This window comes from Eikenella halliae (assembly GCF_001648475.1).
In the GTDB taxonomy this organism is placed as follows: Bacteria; Pseudomonadota; Gammaproteobacteria; order Burkholderiales; family Neisseriaceae; genus Eikenella; species Eikenella halliae.
Genome location: NZ_LXSQ01000020.1, coordinates 154,055 through 168,266, shown reverse-complemented (window position 1 = coordinate 168,266; position 14,212 = coordinate 154,055). Strand labels below are relative to the sequence as shown.

The 14,212-nt window shown below is 57.0% G+C and carries 11 protein-coding genes; 8 read left to right on the top strand and 3 right to left on the bottom strand.

All coding sequences use genetic code 11. The features are described 5' to 3' along the window. The first annotated feature begins 52 nt into the window (after positions 1–52). Positions 53–922, top strand: a complete 870-nt coding sequence (locus A7Q00_RS08565; protein WP_064090131.1) for an NAD(P)H-hydrate dehydratase — start codon at positions 53–55, stop codon at positions 920–922. A gap of 275 nt (positions 923–1,197) precedes the next feature. On the opposite strand, the gene A7Q00_RS08560 is transcribed toward A7Q00_RS08565, so the two are convergent. The 3 genes from A7Q00_RS08560 to lon form a co-directional block, all read right to left on the bottom strand. Continuing rightward, complete coding sequence (locus A7Q00_RS08560) at positions 1,198–2,739, bottom strand: peptidylprolyl isomerase (RefSeq protein ID WP_064090130.1); 1,542 nt, start codon at positions 2,737–2,739, stop codon at positions 1,198–1,200. Between the two features lie 307 nt (positions 2,740–3,046). Further along, positions 3,047–3,352 carry an HU family DNA-binding protein gene (locus A7Q00_RS08555; protein WP_161802039.1) on the bottom strand — a complete coding sequence of 102 codons (306 nt, stop codon included), beginning with the start codon at positions 3,350–3,352 and terminating at the stop codon, positions 3,047–3,049. A 160-nt stretch (positions 3,353–3,512) separates the two neighbouring features. Further along, positions 3,513–5,951, bottom strand: a complete 2,439-nt coding sequence (gene lon, locus A7Q00_RS08550; protein WP_064090129.1) for an endopeptidase La — start codon at positions 5,949–5,951, stop codon at positions 3,513–3,515. Positions 5,952–6,230: 279 nt separating this feature from the next. Between lon and mnmC1 the strand changes: the two genes are divergently transcribed. The 7 genes from mnmC1 (at position 6,231) to A7Q00_RS08515 (ending at position 13,887) form a co-directional block, all read left to right on the top strand. Then, a complete protein-coding gene (gene mnmC1, locus A7Q00_RS08545) occupies positions 6,231–7,781 on the top strand; it encodes an FAD-dependent 5-carboxymethylaminomethyl-2-thiouridine(34) oxidoreductase MnmC1 (protein ID WP_064090128.1) in 1,551 nt (516 codons plus the stop codon). Between the two features lie 133 nt (positions 7,782–7,914). Continuing rightward, positions 7,915–8,388 carry an SMI1/KNR4 family protein gene (locus A7Q00_RS08540; RefSeq protein WP_049258502.1) on the top strand — a complete coding sequence of 158 codons (474 nt, stop codon included), beginning with the start codon at positions 7,915–7,917 and terminating at the stop codon, positions 8,386–8,388. Between the two features lie 70 nt (positions 8,389–8,458). Further along, the gene (locus A7Q00_RS08535; RefSeq protein ID WP_049258500.1) at positions 8,459–9,910 is read left to right on the top strand and encodes a phospholipase D-like domain-containing protein; all 1,452 of its coding nucleotides are present in this window, start codon (positions 8,459–8,461) and stop codon (positions 9,908–9,910) included. 459 nt (positions 9,911–10,369) lie between these two features. Beyond that, positions 10,370–11,251 carry a metal ABC transporter substrate-binding protein gene (locus tag A7Q00_RS08530; protein WP_064090127.1) on the top strand — a complete coding sequence of 294 codons (882 nt, stop codon included), beginning with the start codon at positions 10,370–10,372 and terminating at the stop codon, positions 11,249–11,251. Then, positions 11,251–12,177 carry an ATP-binding cassette domain-containing protein gene (locus A7Q00_RS08525; protein ID WP_064090126.1) on the top strand — a complete coding sequence of 309 codons (927 nt, stop codon included), beginning with the start codon at positions 11,251–11,253 and terminating at the stop codon, positions 12,175–12,177. The genes A7Q00_RS08530 and A7Q00_RS08525 overlap by 1 nt, the downstream gene beginning before the upstream one ends. Beyond that, complete coding sequence (locus tag A7Q00_RS08520; protein ID WP_064090125.1) at positions 12,171–13,043, top strand: metal ABC transporter permease; 873 nt, start codon at positions 12,171–12,173, stop codon at positions 13,041–13,043. The genes A7Q00_RS08525 and A7Q00_RS08520 overlap by 7 nt, the downstream gene beginning before the upstream one ends. After that, complete coding sequence (locus A7Q00_RS08515) at positions 13,036–13,887, top strand: metal ABC transporter permease (RefSeq protein WP_064090124.1); 852 nt, start codon at positions 13,036–13,038, stop codon at positions 13,885–13,887. The genes A7Q00_RS08520 and A7Q00_RS08515 overlap by 8 nt, the downstream gene beginning before the upstream one ends. Positions 13,888–14,212: the final 325 nt, after the last annotated feature.

Sequence of the window (14,212 nt, the reverse complement as noted above, 5' to 3'; positions counted from 1 at the left end):
TCGGTATGCCGTTTGCTTGGCATCCGTCTAATTGAATAACACGAGGTTTGATATGGCAGATTTATCCCGGCAGTTGGCGCAGTGGCAGCATACTGCCCGTTTCCGTTTTCCCCTTTTGGTCAAGCCGCGCGCGGAAGACAGCCATAAAGGTACGTTCGGCACGGTGGCCGTGCTGGGCAGCGCGGCCGGCATGGCCGGTTCCGGCGTGCTGGCAGCCAGCGCGGCCTTAAAAGGTGGGGCGGGCAAAGTGTGGCTCGGTTTTGCGCAAAACAGCCTGCCGATACCGTATCTGCCTAATTATCCGGAAATCATGATCACCACCGCCGCGCAGCTGGTGCAGCGGCGCGACATCAGCGTTTACGCTATTGGCTGCGGCTTAGGCATGAGTGATGCCTCGCGCCAGCTGTTGGAGCAGACCACGGCGGCGGCCATCCATACCGATGCACCGCTGCTGCTGGATGCCGATGCGCTGAACCTGCTGGCAGTGGAAACCATGTTTTTGCCCAATAATGTGGTGCTCACGCCTCATCCGCTGGAAGCGGCACGCCTGCTGGATATTTCGGTGGAAGAGGTACAGGGCAACCGCTATTTGGCGGCCTCCAATATTGCCGAGCGCTACGGCAGCTATGTGGTGCTCAAAGGTGCGAAAACCTTGGTGTGTACGCCAGACGGGCGGATTGTGTATGAAAACGACAGCGGCAACCCCGGCTTGGCCACCGCCGGCAGCGGCGACGTGTTAAGCGGCCTGCTGGCTGCCCTGCTGGCGCAACATCTGCCCATGCAAGATGCGGCCTGCGCGGCAGTGTGGATGCACGGCACGGCGGCAGAGCTGCTCGCCGCCCGCGGCATCGGCCCCATTGGCCTGACGGCGGGTGAAATTGCCGATGCGGTGCGCGAACTGCGCAATCTGGCCGCGGGTTAGGTTGGGTGGGCGGCTTGCTTCAAGCATAATTGCAGCAATAGAAAGGCTACCTGAAACTTTCAGGTAGCCTTTCTCGTGTCTATGCAAGGCATCTGTTTTTTCTACTCTATTGGCACAAGAAGCTGGATCGGGTACAGCAACCTAACAAACCAAGATTTCCTAACATTATTAAAACATCCAAGCCGCCCTCCCTACTATCACTCAACCGAAGCCAAGTAGAAATAGCAAAAGGCTACCTGAAACTTTCAGGTAGCCTTTCCAAGCAGCAAAATCAATCAGTTTTCATCCCGATCCAATTTCTGCGAGCCATGCTGTATCGGGTATTTGCGTTGCAGCACTTGCAAATATTGGCGGTAGAATGCTTCAGTATTGCGCCCGGCAATTTGTTGGCGCAGCTCCGGCAACTGCTGTTTACTGTTTTCCGGCAGGCTGATGGCGCGCACCTCCACCAAGGCGGCATTGCCGTTGGGCAGGGTAATCACTGCGTAGCCGGGTTTGCCGTTTTGCGGATGGGCTTTCACGATGGCGGCAAAATTTTGCAGACCAACGGCTTGTTGCAGCTGGGCGGCACCAGCTTTTTCCGGGTTGCTCCATTGCAGGTTATCCACTGCCTTACCGGCTTGCAGATTGCTCAGGGCTTGGGCGGCGGCGGCTTGTGCCAGCTTGGCGCTCTCTACGGCCACATAATCCTTACGCACCGCTTCCTTGGCTTCTTCAAAGCTTTGATTGCGGGCTTTGCTCACATCGGTGGCACGCAACACACGCAATACGCCGTTGCCCATATCCAATACTTCAGAATTGTGGCGGCGCTCGATCACCTCGGCGCTGAACATGGCTTCCTGCACGGCTTGCGGCAGCTTGGCGGCGGCAGCTTCGGGCTGGCTGAGCCATTCTTCATGTTTTTGCAGCGGCAGCTTCATTTCCTGTGCCACTTTTTGCAGGCTGTCCGGGTGGTCGAAGGCCAGTTGTGCCAACTGTTCACGTGCATTACCTAAGGCTTGGGCGGCTTTACGCTGGCGCACGCTCTCTTCCAGCTGGGCTTTCACGCTCTCAAACGGCGGCTTGGCTTCGCTGGCGGCGGTGGGCAGATTGCGGTAGGCCTCTTGCAACTCCTGCGCACTAACGGTTTGCTGTTTGGCCAGCTCTTCTACGTTCAAATCAACAAACTCAAGCTTCACGGCCAAAGGCAAGGCATATTTGGCTTTGTTGGCTTCAAAATAGCTGCGCAGGGCGGCATCGGTGGGCTGCACTTTGCTGGCGAAATCGGCTGCATTGAAAGGCACGGTACGCAGCTCGCGCTCGCTGCCGGTAAGGGCAAGGATTTGGTTAGCTTGGCTGTCGCTAACGATATTGCCATTGCTCAACAGGCTGATAAGGGTTTGGCGGCGATACTGGCTGCGCATTTCCTCAATCAGCCGCTCTTCGGTAATCCCTCTTTGGCGCAGATAGGCTTGAAACTGCTCGGAGCTGAATTGGCCGTTGACTTGGAATGAAGGATCGCGCGTAATCACGCCCTTGATTTGTTCAATAGAAAGCTCGCCAACGCCCAGCTCTGCCGCACCCTGATCGAAATAGGCTTGCTGCACCAGCGATTGGTAAACGTCGTCTTTACTGATGGGTTGGTCGCTATGCCGCGGCGCTTCCCTCAGCAGTTCCTGCACTTGCTCGGCAGTGATGTGCGTATTGCCGATTTTGCTGATATAGCTGCTGTGCATACCCGAAGTGAGGGTTTGGGCACCGAATCCCACAAAGGTAACAGTAATCAGCCCTAGGAGCACTTGAGACAGGCGGCGGTGTTTTTCGACGATGGCAAACATAAAAATAAAAAGAAAATGTGGTGAAAATTAAATATGGTATTGTAACGGTTCTGCGGGTGGCGGGCTATAGCGAATTAACTTAACTTTCTCGATAGCCTTGGCTGACTTTACTGTACTGTGAATATCATCTGTGGTTCGCTGCCTTGTATCGAAAGCAAATTTAATCCGCGATATAACTGCCAACAGTTTATTTAATGCCAGAATCCTCTGCTGCACTGCCAAGCATAAGAGGCTACCTGAAAACATAGGCAAGAAAAAAGACAGGCGGGGAAACCTGTCTTTTTCCATTTATGCAAGAAGGTGCGGTTTACAGCGCGTCTTTCAACGCTTTACCTGCACGGAATTTCGGAGATTTGGCAGCCGGAATAATCAGTTCTTTACCGGTTTGCGGGTTGCGGCCTTTGCGTTCGGCGCGTTCGCCCACGTAGAAAGTGCCGAAGCCAACCAGAGTTACGGTGTCGCCTTTTTTCAGAGCGGTGGTAACAGCCTTGGTAAAACCATCCAGTGCCTTGCCGGCAGCAGCCTTGGAAATGTCAGCTTCCTTAGCAATCGCTTCAATCAATTCAGACTTGTTCACGTTAAGTCCCTTTCTAGTTGAGGAGTAATGAAGAATCGGCCGAGTGTGGTCGGCACCAATGCGTTTGTCTGCAACAGGCTGCTTTATAGCAAGTTCAAAATCATCGGTCAAGCAAATAAACGGCTGGAAAGCAGCTATTTTCAGCCAAAGCGGCAGGTTTGCGCCTTTCACACAACACAGCCTGCCGCTTTTCGACTTAATGCTTGGTGGCGCGGCCGCCGGATTTTGCCGGGGTTTTCGGCTTAGCTGCGGGCACGTCCTGCCAAGGTTGCGGCTGATATTCCAGGCCGAAGGAGAGCACTTCGTCAATCCAGCGCACCGGGTGGATTTCCAGCCCTTCTTTCACGTTTTGCGGAATTTCTTCCAAATCTTTCACGTTTTCCTGCGGAATCAGCACATGCTTGATGCCGCCACGCAGGGCAGCCAGCAGTTTTTCCTTCAAACCGCCGATGGGCAACACTTCGCCACGCAGGGTGATTTCGCCGGTCATGGCCACGTCGGCACGCACGGGAATACCGGTGAGCGAAGACACAATGGCCAGCGTCATGCCGATACCGGCGCTGGGGCCGTCTTTAGGCGTAGCACCTTCCGGAACGTGCACATGGATATCGGTTTTCTCGTAGAAATCCGGTGCAATGCCTAATACTTCGGCACGCGAGCGCACCACGCTCCAGGCGGCAGAAATCGATTCCTGCATCACATCACCCAGCTTACCGGTGCGCAAAATATTACCTTTGCCTTTGAGCGCAACGGCTTCAATGGTGAGCAGCTCGCCGCCGACTTCCGTCCACGCCAGGCCGGTAACTTGGCCGACACGGTTTTCATTTTCGGCCACGCCGTAATCGAAACGGCGCACACCGAGGTAGTCGTGTAGGTTGGCGGCATCCACCACCACGATTTGCGGTGCAGCAGCGCGTTTGGCGCCGGCTTTTTTATCTTGCTCCAATACCTGCTTCATCACCACCTTACGGCAAATTTTGGCGATTTCGCGGTCGAGCGAGCGTACGCCGGCTTCGCGGGTGTAGTAGCGGATGATGTCGCGTACTGCGCTTTCTTGAATATCGATTTCGCCTTTTTTCACCCCGTTGCGCTCAATTTGCTTGGGCACGAGATATTGCATGGCAATATTTACTTTTTCGTCTTCGGTGTAGCCGGAGAGCCGGATAATTTCCATGCGGTCGAGCAGCGCGGGCGGGATGTCCATGCTGTTGGAAGTGGCAAGGAACATCACGTTGCTCAGGTCGAAATCCACTTCCACATAGTGGTCGGCAAAGGAGTGGTTTTGCTCCGGATCGAGCACTTCCAACAGCGCGCTGGCCGGATCGCCACGGAAATCGCGGCCGAGTTTGTCGATTTCGTCCAGCAGAAACAGCGGGTTGTTCACGCCAGCTTTAATCATATTTTGGATGATTTTGCCCGGCATCGAGCCGATGTAGGTACGGCGGTGGCCGCGGATTTCGCTCTCGTCATGGATGCCGCCCAAAGCCATGCGCACATATTTACGGCCGGTGGCTTTGGCAATAGATTGGCCGAGCGAGGTTTTGCCCACGCCGGGCGGGCCCACCAGACACAGAATCGGACCTTTGAGCTTGTTCATGCGTTTTTGCACCGCCAAGTATTCCAAAATGCGCTCTTTCACCTTTTCCAAGCCATAGTGGTCGGCATTGAGTACCAAATCGGCCTGCACAATATCTTTGCTGACCTTGCTTTTCTTCTTCCACGGAATGTCTACCAGCGTTTCGATGTAGTTGCGCACCACGGAAGACTCGGCCGACATCGGCGGCATCATGCGCAGCTTTTTCATTTCGCCCAGCGCTTTTTCTTCTGCTTCTTTGCTCATGCCGGCTTCGCGCACCTGCTGTTCGAGTTGGTCGAGCTCTTCGCGCTCGTCACCTTCGCCCAGCTCTTTCTGAATCGCTTTTACCTGCTCGTTTAGATAATAGTCGCGCTGGGATTTTTCCATCTGCCGTTTCACCCGGCCGCGGATGCGTTTTTCCACCTGCAAAATATCCAGCTCGGCTTCCAGCTGGCCAAGCAGGTGTTCCATGCGCTCGGCCACGTCGGTGATTTCCAAAATCTCCTGCCGCTGTTCCAGCTTAAGCTGCAAGTGGGCGGCAATGGTGTCCACCAGGCGGCCGTGGTCGGTGATGCCGTGAATGGTGCCGGCCACTTCGCCGGGGATTTTCTTGTTGAGTTTGATGAACTGGTCAAACTGCGCCAAAAGCGTGCGGCGCAGAGCTTCGTAGTCGTGGCCGTCGGTATTTTCTTCGGCAGCCAGCACTTCAATTTCGGCTTGGAAATAATCGCCACCGTCGTTCACGGCCAATGCGCGGGCGCGCTGCATACCTTCCACCAGCACTTTCACCGTGCCGTCGGGCAATTTCAGCACTTGCAGGATATTGGCCAGCGTGCCGATGGTGTGCAAATCGTCTGTGCCGGGGTCTTCGTTGGCCGGATTTTTCTGCGCCAAAAGGAACACCGGCCCGTCTTGCTCGATGGCGGCATCCAGCGCGGCAATGGATTTGGGGCGGCCGACAAACAGCGGCAGCACCATATGCGGATACACCACCACGTCGCGCAGCGGCAACATCGGCAGGGTGCGGATTTCAGCGGGGTTATGCTGGGATTGGGTCATTATCTTCTCGGTTATTGTTTTCAGTTGAATAGGATGGCTAAAGCCTCATTGCCCGGCAAATTGGGGGCAGCCAAGCGCATTTCAAGCATTCGGCGAAGTTTAGTTTGTAAAAGGCTACCTGAAAACCGGCAGCGGTTTGAATTTTGTTGCAGTTAGGCTTTCAGGTAGCCTTTTGCCTGATGTCGTCGAAACATGCCAAGCCAAAGTTGCCGCCGCCAGCTGCTTCTGTCTATACTGCCTCCCGTCTCCCATTCCCGCCCGCACCAGCCGGCAAACGCCATGACTACCCCCGCCCTCATCTGGCAAGGCATCCCCGCCGAACAAGAGCTTGCCGCCGCCGTCTCCCGGCATCCCCGCGCCGCCTGCATTTTTCTCAGCGACGATTTTTCAGGTAGCCTCCATGAGCCCGATAAAGGCTACCTGAAAAGTTGCGCCGCCTCCGCCGCCAACTTTATCCCCGCCGATACCAACCCGCTGCAACGCGATATTTATCTGCTGCCCGCCGCCGCAGCCGCCGAGTTGGCACAATACGGCTTCGGCGAAACAGTTTGGCAAAACAGCCCGCCCGTGCCGCAATGGCCGGGCTCGGGCAAACCCTGGCAAATCGCCCCGCCGCCCATCCCCGTAGAACGCGTGCTGATTATCGGCGGCGGCATTGCCGGCGCGGCCACCGCCCATGCCCTCGCCCGACGCGGCATCAGCAGCCTGATACTCGAGCAAAACGACCAGCCCGCCCGCGCCGCCTCCGGCAACCGGCAAGGCCTGCTCTACGCCAAAATCTCCGCCCACCCCACCCTGCAAACCCGCCTCCTGCTCGGCAGCTACGGCTACAGCCGCCGCCTGCTCGAACACCTTCTGCCTGACAGCCCGGATTGGCAAGCCTGCGGCGTGCTGCACCTCAACCACAACCAGAGCGAAACCCGCCGCAACCGCGAGCTGGCCGGGCAACGCGCCAACCGCCATCTTTATTACGCCGTCCGCCCCGCCGAGGCCGAAGCACTCTCCAGCATCCCTCTGGGCGGGCAGGGCGGCCTGTTTTGGCCGCAGGGGGCGTGGCTCAACCCGCCCTCCTTCGCCGCCGCCCTGCTCGATTCACCCTGCATCCGCGTGCTCACGCAGCATCGACTCACCAATCTGCAACGCCACGGCAGCGAATGGCAGCTTGACGTGGATACGCCGCAAGGCATGCAAACTTTTTCAGGTAGCCACATCGTGTTCTGCTGCGGTGCCGAGCAATTGGCCGACATCCTGCCCGAAGCCCTGCCGCTGCAATTCATCCGCGGCCAAACCAGCCTGGCTGAGGCCTCGTCCCTCAGCCGCAGGCTGCGCTGCGCCCTAAGTGCCGATGCTTATATTTCGCCGGAGTATCGTCATCAGCACTGTTTCGGTGCCAGCTTCGTGCCCAATGAGCAAAGCAGCGAGTTGCGTACCGCTGAAGACGACGGCAACCACGCCAAACTGGCGCAACTCTCGCCCGAACTCGCCGCCGCCCTGCCTGCCTACCAGTCCGGCCATGCCGCCGTGCGCGCAGACTGCTACGACCACCTGCCCGCCGTTGGTGCATTGGGCGACTGGGCGGCGATGCGTGTGCAATACGCCAAACTCGCCCATGATAAAAACTACCGCCTGCCCGACCTGCCCTGCCCCCACCTGCTCGGCCTGTTTGTGAACAGCGGGCACGGCAGCCGCGGCCTCGCCACCGCCCCGCTGTGCGGCGAACTGGTAGCTGCTCAGCTATTGGGGCAGCCGCTGCCCGCCGAACCAGAAGTGGCCGCCGCCCTCGCCCCCAACCGCCTGCTGATTCGCCGCATTATTCATCGGCAAACTTAAAGGCTGCAGGCTACCTGAAAAGCCATAGCAGGTGGATTGTGTTTCCGCTGCACCAGTTTGATTTGCCTAAGCTCAAGGCTACGTGCAATGCCTGACAGCTTTGCGAAAAGCATTTGATTGAAAGAATAAAGCAATGTGGTATCAAGCATTTAAATTTTACGACCAACACCCTCCTGCCACGCCGGACGACATTACCGCATTCCGCACCCCTTTGCCCGAAGCCGAACGCGCCAACGCATTAAACTATCTCGAACCTTACTCAGTACAGCTCAGTGCCACCAGATATTGCCTGCCAGCCCACTTTTATATCCCCAACGAACTGATGCAGCTTTGGCAATATTCTGTGCACGGCGGCATCACGGGCAATGGGCAGGATTTTGGCTACTTCTCACCGGCAGAAACTGTATCTTATTATTTTGGCTATCAGTTCTGGTATTACGCGCCCAATTTGCTGCCGATTGCATTCGATGGCGGCGGCGTGTTCTATTGTTACGACTTTGGGCAATCCGGCCCTTTAATTGTGATGAAAGACTCAGGCTCGGATGACCTGGGCGTTCCTGTTGGCAGCAGCCTTGCCGACGTGCTGGCTCAAGAGTTGGATCACTGAATAGCAATCCAATCCAGCGCAACAGGCTACCTGAAACCTCAACCCAACCAAACCCACACGAAAACACATCATGCCCAACCGCACCCTCCTCCTCGACCACCCGCAGCCGCTGCTCGATCAGCTGCATGCGCGTTCCAGCAGCAGCGAAATGCACGGCGGCAACAGCGTGCAGCTCTTGCAAGACAGCCGCGAAAACTTTCCCGCCTGGCTGGAAGCGGTGGCTGCTGCCGAGCATTATGTGCTGATTGAAATGTATATTTTTGCCGCCAACGATTTCGGCGTGCGGCTGCGCGATTTGCTGGTGGAAAAATGCCGCCAGGGCGTGAGCGTGGTGCTGGTGTACGATTGGATCGGCAGCCTGTGGCCGTCGGTGTGCCGCTTTTTTGAGCCGCTCAAGCAGGCCGGTGCGCAAGTGGTGGCCTACAACCCGCCCGGTTTTGCCAGCGGTATCGGCCTGCTCTCGCGCAACCACCGCAAATCCTTCGTGATAGACGGCCACACCGCCTTCGTGAGCGGATTGTGTGTGTCTTCCGCCTGGGAAGGCAATCCGGCCACAGGCGTAGCGCCGTGGCGCGATACCGGGCTGAAACTGCAGGGGCCGGTGGTGGCCGAAGTGGTGCAGGCTTTATCCGACACGCTGCGCTCGCAAGGCGAAAGGCTACCTGGAAACATCACCCCTTATGACGGCACGGCTGCCGGCACGGTGCGCGCCGGCGTGGTGGCCACCACGCCCAGCAACAACAATATGATGCGGCTGGATTTGAACGCGCTGGCGCTGGCGCGGCGCAACCTGTGGCTCACCGACGCCTATTTCATGCCCACCCGCCTCTACACCCAGGCCCTTATCAACGCTGCCAACGACGGCGTGGATGTGCGCATCCTCGTACCGCGCACTTCCGATATCCGCTGGATAGGCCGCGTGTCGCGTACCCGCTACCGCAGCCTGTTGGAAGCCGGTGTGCGCGTATTTGAATGGGACGGGCCGATGATTCACGCCAAAAGTGCCATTGCCGACGGCCAATGGGCACGCGTGGGCTCAACCAATCTCAATTTCTCCAGCTGGTATCTCAACCGCGAATTAGACGTGGTGATCGAAGATGCGGTGGTGGTGCACCAGCTGGAGCAGATGTTTCTGCAAGACCTTGCCAATGCCACCGAAATCGTGCTCAACAGCAGCGAACGCCGTGCCGCCCTACGCCGACGCCACCAAATGCTCTCCAAGCGGCACCGCCGCCAGCGCGCCCAAGCCGCCGCCCGCCAGCTGCTGCAGCTTTCCAGCATGTTTCGCGGCAACTTCTACGGCACGCGCACGGTGGATGAAAACGAAGCCAAATCCTATCTGAGCCTGGGCATTAGTATGCTGGCGCTGGCGCTGCTGCTGTGGTTTGCGCCCTATCTGTTGGTGGTGCCGCTGATATTTCTGCTACTGGCCGGCGGGCTTTCCACCACCGTCCACGCCGTGCGCCAGCTGTGGCGCTTCCACCGCCGCAAACGTTCGGGCAAAACGGATCAATCCGGCTGAAGGTCAAGGCTACCTGAAACTGGGTAGGAGTAGTTATTTTTGCCCACTTCTTCAGTTTCAGGTAGCCTCTGTTGCTGCTACAAAGGCTACCTGAAACGATGTTCCACCAAGTCAAGACCTATTGTTCAATCTCCAGGTAGCCTATTCAGCATAAATTAACACAAGATAACAAAATGCAAGGTATAAACACCCGCTCCCGCCTGCCAACCTAATCGGTTTTGCCTGATTTAAATTGTCAAAGAGGCTATTGCCTATAGCAATGATTGCTGGCATAGCAAGGCAAAATACGCATAAAATAATCCCGTATGCGATATAAGCTTATTGTTTCTGCTGATTTTTCTGTGGTGATATAAAAGCTACTATAAAATAATTGATAGTAATTTCTATTTAGGCTAGTATATAAATAGGCAACTGCTTCGCTTTGCCGCCCATTCAACCAAATTAAATTAGGAGAAAACAATGCGTAAATTATTATCCGCATTCTGCCTGCTGGCCGCCCTAGGCCTGGCCGCGCCGGCCTATGCCAAATTCAAAGTAGTAACTACTTTCACCGTAATTCAGGATATCGCCCAAAACGTGGCGGGCGATGCCGCCGTGGTGGAATCGATTACCAAACCGGGCGCGGAAATCCACGATTACCAGCCTACGCCGCAAGACATTGCCAAAGCGCAATCTGCCGATTTGGTGCTGTGGAACGGGCTGAACCTAGAACGCTGGTTTGAACGTTTCTTCCAAAACGTGCGCAACAAACCGGCAGTGGTGGTAACCCAAGGCATCACCCCGATGTCGATTCATGAAGGCCCCTATCGCGGCCAGCCCAATCCGCACGCTTGGATGTCTACCCGCAATGCTTTAATCTATGTGGAAAACATCAAAAATGCGCTGATTAAGTACGACCCGCAAAACGCAGCCGTCTACACCCGTAATGCTGCCGCCTATGCCCAACGCATCCGCAATTTAGACCGCCCCTTGCGCGAAAAACTGGCGCGGGTGCCGCAAAACCAGCGTTTCTTGGTGACCAGCGAAGGCGCGTTCAGCTATCTGGCACGCGACTACGGCTTTAAAGAAGTGTATCTGTGGCCGATTAATGCCGAGCAGCAAGGCACACCGCAACAGGTGCGCCGCGTAATCAACACCGTGCGGCAAAACCATATTCCGGTGGTGTTCAGCGAGAGCACCGTATCGCCGCGCCCGATGCAGCAAGTATCGCGCGAAACCGGCGCCAAATACGGCGGCGTATTGTATGTTGATTCGCTTTCCGCCAAAAACGGCCCGGTGCCCACTTATCTCGACCTGCTCAACACCACGGTTTCCACCATTGTTAGAGGATTTGGAAAATAATGTCTGAACAAGCCGCCTCCATCAGCGTTGAATCGGTAACGGTTCGTTACAGCAACGGCCACACGGCCATCCGCGACGTGAGCTTCACGCTGCAAGGCGGCACCACCTGCGCGCTGGTGGGCGTAAACGGCAGCGGCAAATCCACCCTGTTTAAAAGCCTGATGGGGCAGATTAAGCCGAAATCGGGCAACATCCGCCTGTGCGGCCTGCCCGTGCCGCAGGCGCTCAAGCGCAATCTGGTGGCCTATGTGCCGCAGAGCGAGGAAGTGGATTGGCAGTTTCCCGTGTCGGTGTACGACGTGGTGATGCAGGGGCGCTACGGCTACCTGAATTTCCTGCGCCTGCCCAAAGCGGAAGACAAACGCAAAGTGCAGGAAGCCATGGAACGGGTAGGCATCGCCCATTTGGCGCAGCGGCAAATCGGCGAGCTCTCCGGCGGGCAGAAAAAACGCGTATTCCTGGCGCGCGCGCTGGCGCAGCAGAGCAAGATTATCTTGCTGGATGAGCCGTTTACCGGTGTGGATGTGAAAACCGAAGATGCGATTGTGGATTTGCTCGGCCAACTGCGCGCGCAAGGGCACCTGATTTTGGTGTCCACCCACAACCTCGGCATGGTGCCCGATTTTTGCGACCAAGTGGTGATGATCAACCGTACCGTGCTGGCCGCCGGCCGCACCGAACACACTTTCAACCAGCACAACCTCGAATTGGCCTTCGGCGGCGTGCTGCGCCATTTCCGCCTCTCCGGCAGCGATTTGCACGACGATGAAGACCGCCGCGTGCTCACCGTGCTCACCGACGACGAACGCCCCGCCGTGTTCTACGGCCAAGCCAAACACGATCCGCCCGCCGTACCCTGCTGCAGCGATGCCCAAGGCAGCTGTGCAGAGCAGGAAAACGGCAGCGAAGGGAGCGGCTCATGCTAGACATGCTGCTGGAGCCGTTTGCCTACGAATACATGGTGAAAGCCATCGTGCTGAGCGCGGCGGTGGGCGGCATGTGCGCGTTTTTGTCATCTTATTTGATGCTCAAAGGCTGGTCGCTGATTGGCGACGCGCTGTCGCACTCGGTGGTACCCGGCGTGGCGGTTACCTATGCGCTCGGCCTGCCCTATTCCGCCGGTGCGTTTGTATCCGGCATTTTGGCGGCACTGTCGATTTTATGGATACGCGCCATCACGCAGCTGAAAGAAGATGCGGTAATCGGCTTTATCTTCACCACCTTCTTTGCCATCGGCCTGTTTATCGTGTCGGTGAACCCGACTGCAGTCAACGTGCAGGAAATCGTGTTGGGCAATATTTTGGGCATTGCCGACGAAGATATTTTTCAGGTAGCCATCATCATCGGCGTGTGCCTGCTGTTTATGCTGCTCACTTGGAAAAACCTGCTCTTGGTGTTTTTTGACGAAACCCAGGCCGTGGCCGTCGGCCTCTCGCCGTTGCGCTATAAAATTTTGTTTTTCTGCCTGCTCAGCGCCTGCGTGGTGGCCGCGCTGCAAACCGTGGGCGCGATTTTGGTGATCGCCATGGTGGTTACCCCCGGCGCTACCGCCTATCTGCTCACCGACCGTTTCGGCAAGCTGGTGCTGATTGCCGTAGCGCTCGGTATTCTCACCTGCGCCTTGGGCGCCTATATCAGCTTTTTCCTCGACGGCGCCACCGGCGGCGTGATTGTTAGCCTGCAAAGCCTGCTGTTCCTGCTCGCCTTCGTGTTTGCGCCCAAATATGGCCTGTTGCGGCAAAAATTCGGCACCGCACCGCAGGCGGAAGAAACGGAGGCCGGCCATGTCTGAGCTGATCAACTGGTTTGCCGAGCCGCTCGCCTTCCCTTTCATGCAGAATGCCCTGCTCACCGCGCTGATTGTGTCCGTTACCTGCGGGCTGCTCTCCTGCTATCTGGTGCTCAAAGGCTGGTCGCTGATGGGCGACGCGGTATCGCACGCGGTGCTGCCCGGCATCGTGCTAGCCTTTGTGTTCGGCATTCCGCTGCAAATCGGCGCATTCGCTTCCGGCCTGCTCTGCTCCGTGGGCGTGGGCTACCTGAAAAACAACAGCCGCCTCAAAGAAGACACCGTGATGGGCATCGTGTTCTCCGGCATGTTCGCGCTCGGCCTCGTGTTGTTTACCAAAGTGGAAACCGACCAACACCTCACCCACATCCTGTTCGGCAACGTGCTGGGCGTGAGCCACGAAGAGCTGCTGCAAACCTTCGCCATCTGCGCCGCCGTGGCCGTGGCCGTGCTGCTCAAACGGCGCGACTTCATGCTCTACTGCTTCGACCCCGCCCAAGCGCGCATCGCCGGCCTCTCCCCGCAGTTCCTGCACTACAGCCTGCTCACCCTGCTCGCGCTGACCATCATCACCGCCATGCAGGTGGCCGGCGTGGTGCTGGTGGTGGCCATGCTCATTTCCCCCGGCATCACCGCCTTCCTGCTCACCAAGCGCTTCGAGCGCATGATGATTATCGTGGTCGCCGCCTCCGTGTTCACCAGCCTCGCCGGCACCCTGCTCAGCTACCACCTCAACTCCGCCACCGGCCCCAGCATCGTCATCCTGCAAGCTGCCCTCTTCCTCCTCGCCCTAATTTGGAACAAACTGCGGCAGGCCTTCGGCAGGCACGAAGCCGTTGCCGAATGAGGATAGGCCACCCAAACACAAAGGCTACCTGAAAATTTCAGGTAGACTTTTCCGCTTCCGCAGCCTGCGAAAAGTGGCTTTCGTTGCTCATGCGTTTTTTTAAGCTGCCTTTGTGCAAGATGTCATCAGCATCCAACCTACCACTTTTCCAAACAGCCCGTAGAGCTGGCATTTATGCCCGATATCCCGTATCAGATCTCTGGGCAGCCACTCGGAGGCAGGACGACGTTATAGATTCGGCAGTGGATTTTGCCAACACATAGTATTGCCTTGGCATACCACTATTCCTAGCCCTCCCAAATGTTGATGGCTACCTGAAACCTGC

Excerpts from the sequence above, each read along its gene's own strand:
- A7Q00_RS08565 (WP_064090131.1), top strand. The coding sequence starts at position 53 with ATGGCAGATTTATCCCGGCAGTTGGCGCAGTGGCAGCATACTGCCCGT.
- A7Q00_RS08560 (WP_064090130.1), bottom strand. The coding sequence starts at position 2,739 with ATGTTTGCCATCGTCGAAAAACACCGCCGCCTGTCTCAAGTGCTCCTA.
- lon (WP_064090129.1), bottom strand. The coding sequence starts at position 5,951 with ATGACCCAATCCCAGCATAACCCCGCTGAAATCCGCACCCTGCCGATG.
- mnmC1 (WP_064090128.1), top strand. The coding sequence starts at position 6,231 with ATGACTACCCCCGCCCTCATCTGGCAAGGCATCCCCGCCGAACAAGAG.
- A7Q00_RS08540 (WP_049258502.1), top strand. The coding sequence starts at position 7,915 with ATGTGGTATCAAGCATTTAAATTTTACGACCAACACCCTCCTGCCACG.
- A7Q00_RS08535 (WP_049258500.1), top strand. The coding sequence starts at position 8,459 with ATGCCCAACCGCACCCTCCTCCTCGACCACCCGCAGCCGCTGCTCGAT.
- A7Q00_RS08530 (WP_064090127.1), top strand. The coding sequence starts at position 10,370 with ATGCGTAAATTATTATCCGCATTCTGCCTGCTGGCCGCCCTAGGCCTG.
- A7Q00_RS08525 (WP_064090126.1), top strand. The coding sequence starts at position 11,251 with ATGTCTGAACAAGCCGCCTCCATCAGCGTTGAATCGGTAACGGTTCGT.
- A7Q00_RS08520 (WP_064090125.1), top strand. The coding sequence starts at position 12,171 with ATGCTAGACATGCTGCTGGAGCCGTTTGCCTACGAATACATGGTGAAA.
- A7Q00_RS08515 (WP_064090124.1), top strand. The coding sequence starts at position 13,036 with ATGTCTGAGCTGATCAACTGGTTTGCCGAGCCGCTCGCCTTCCCTTTC.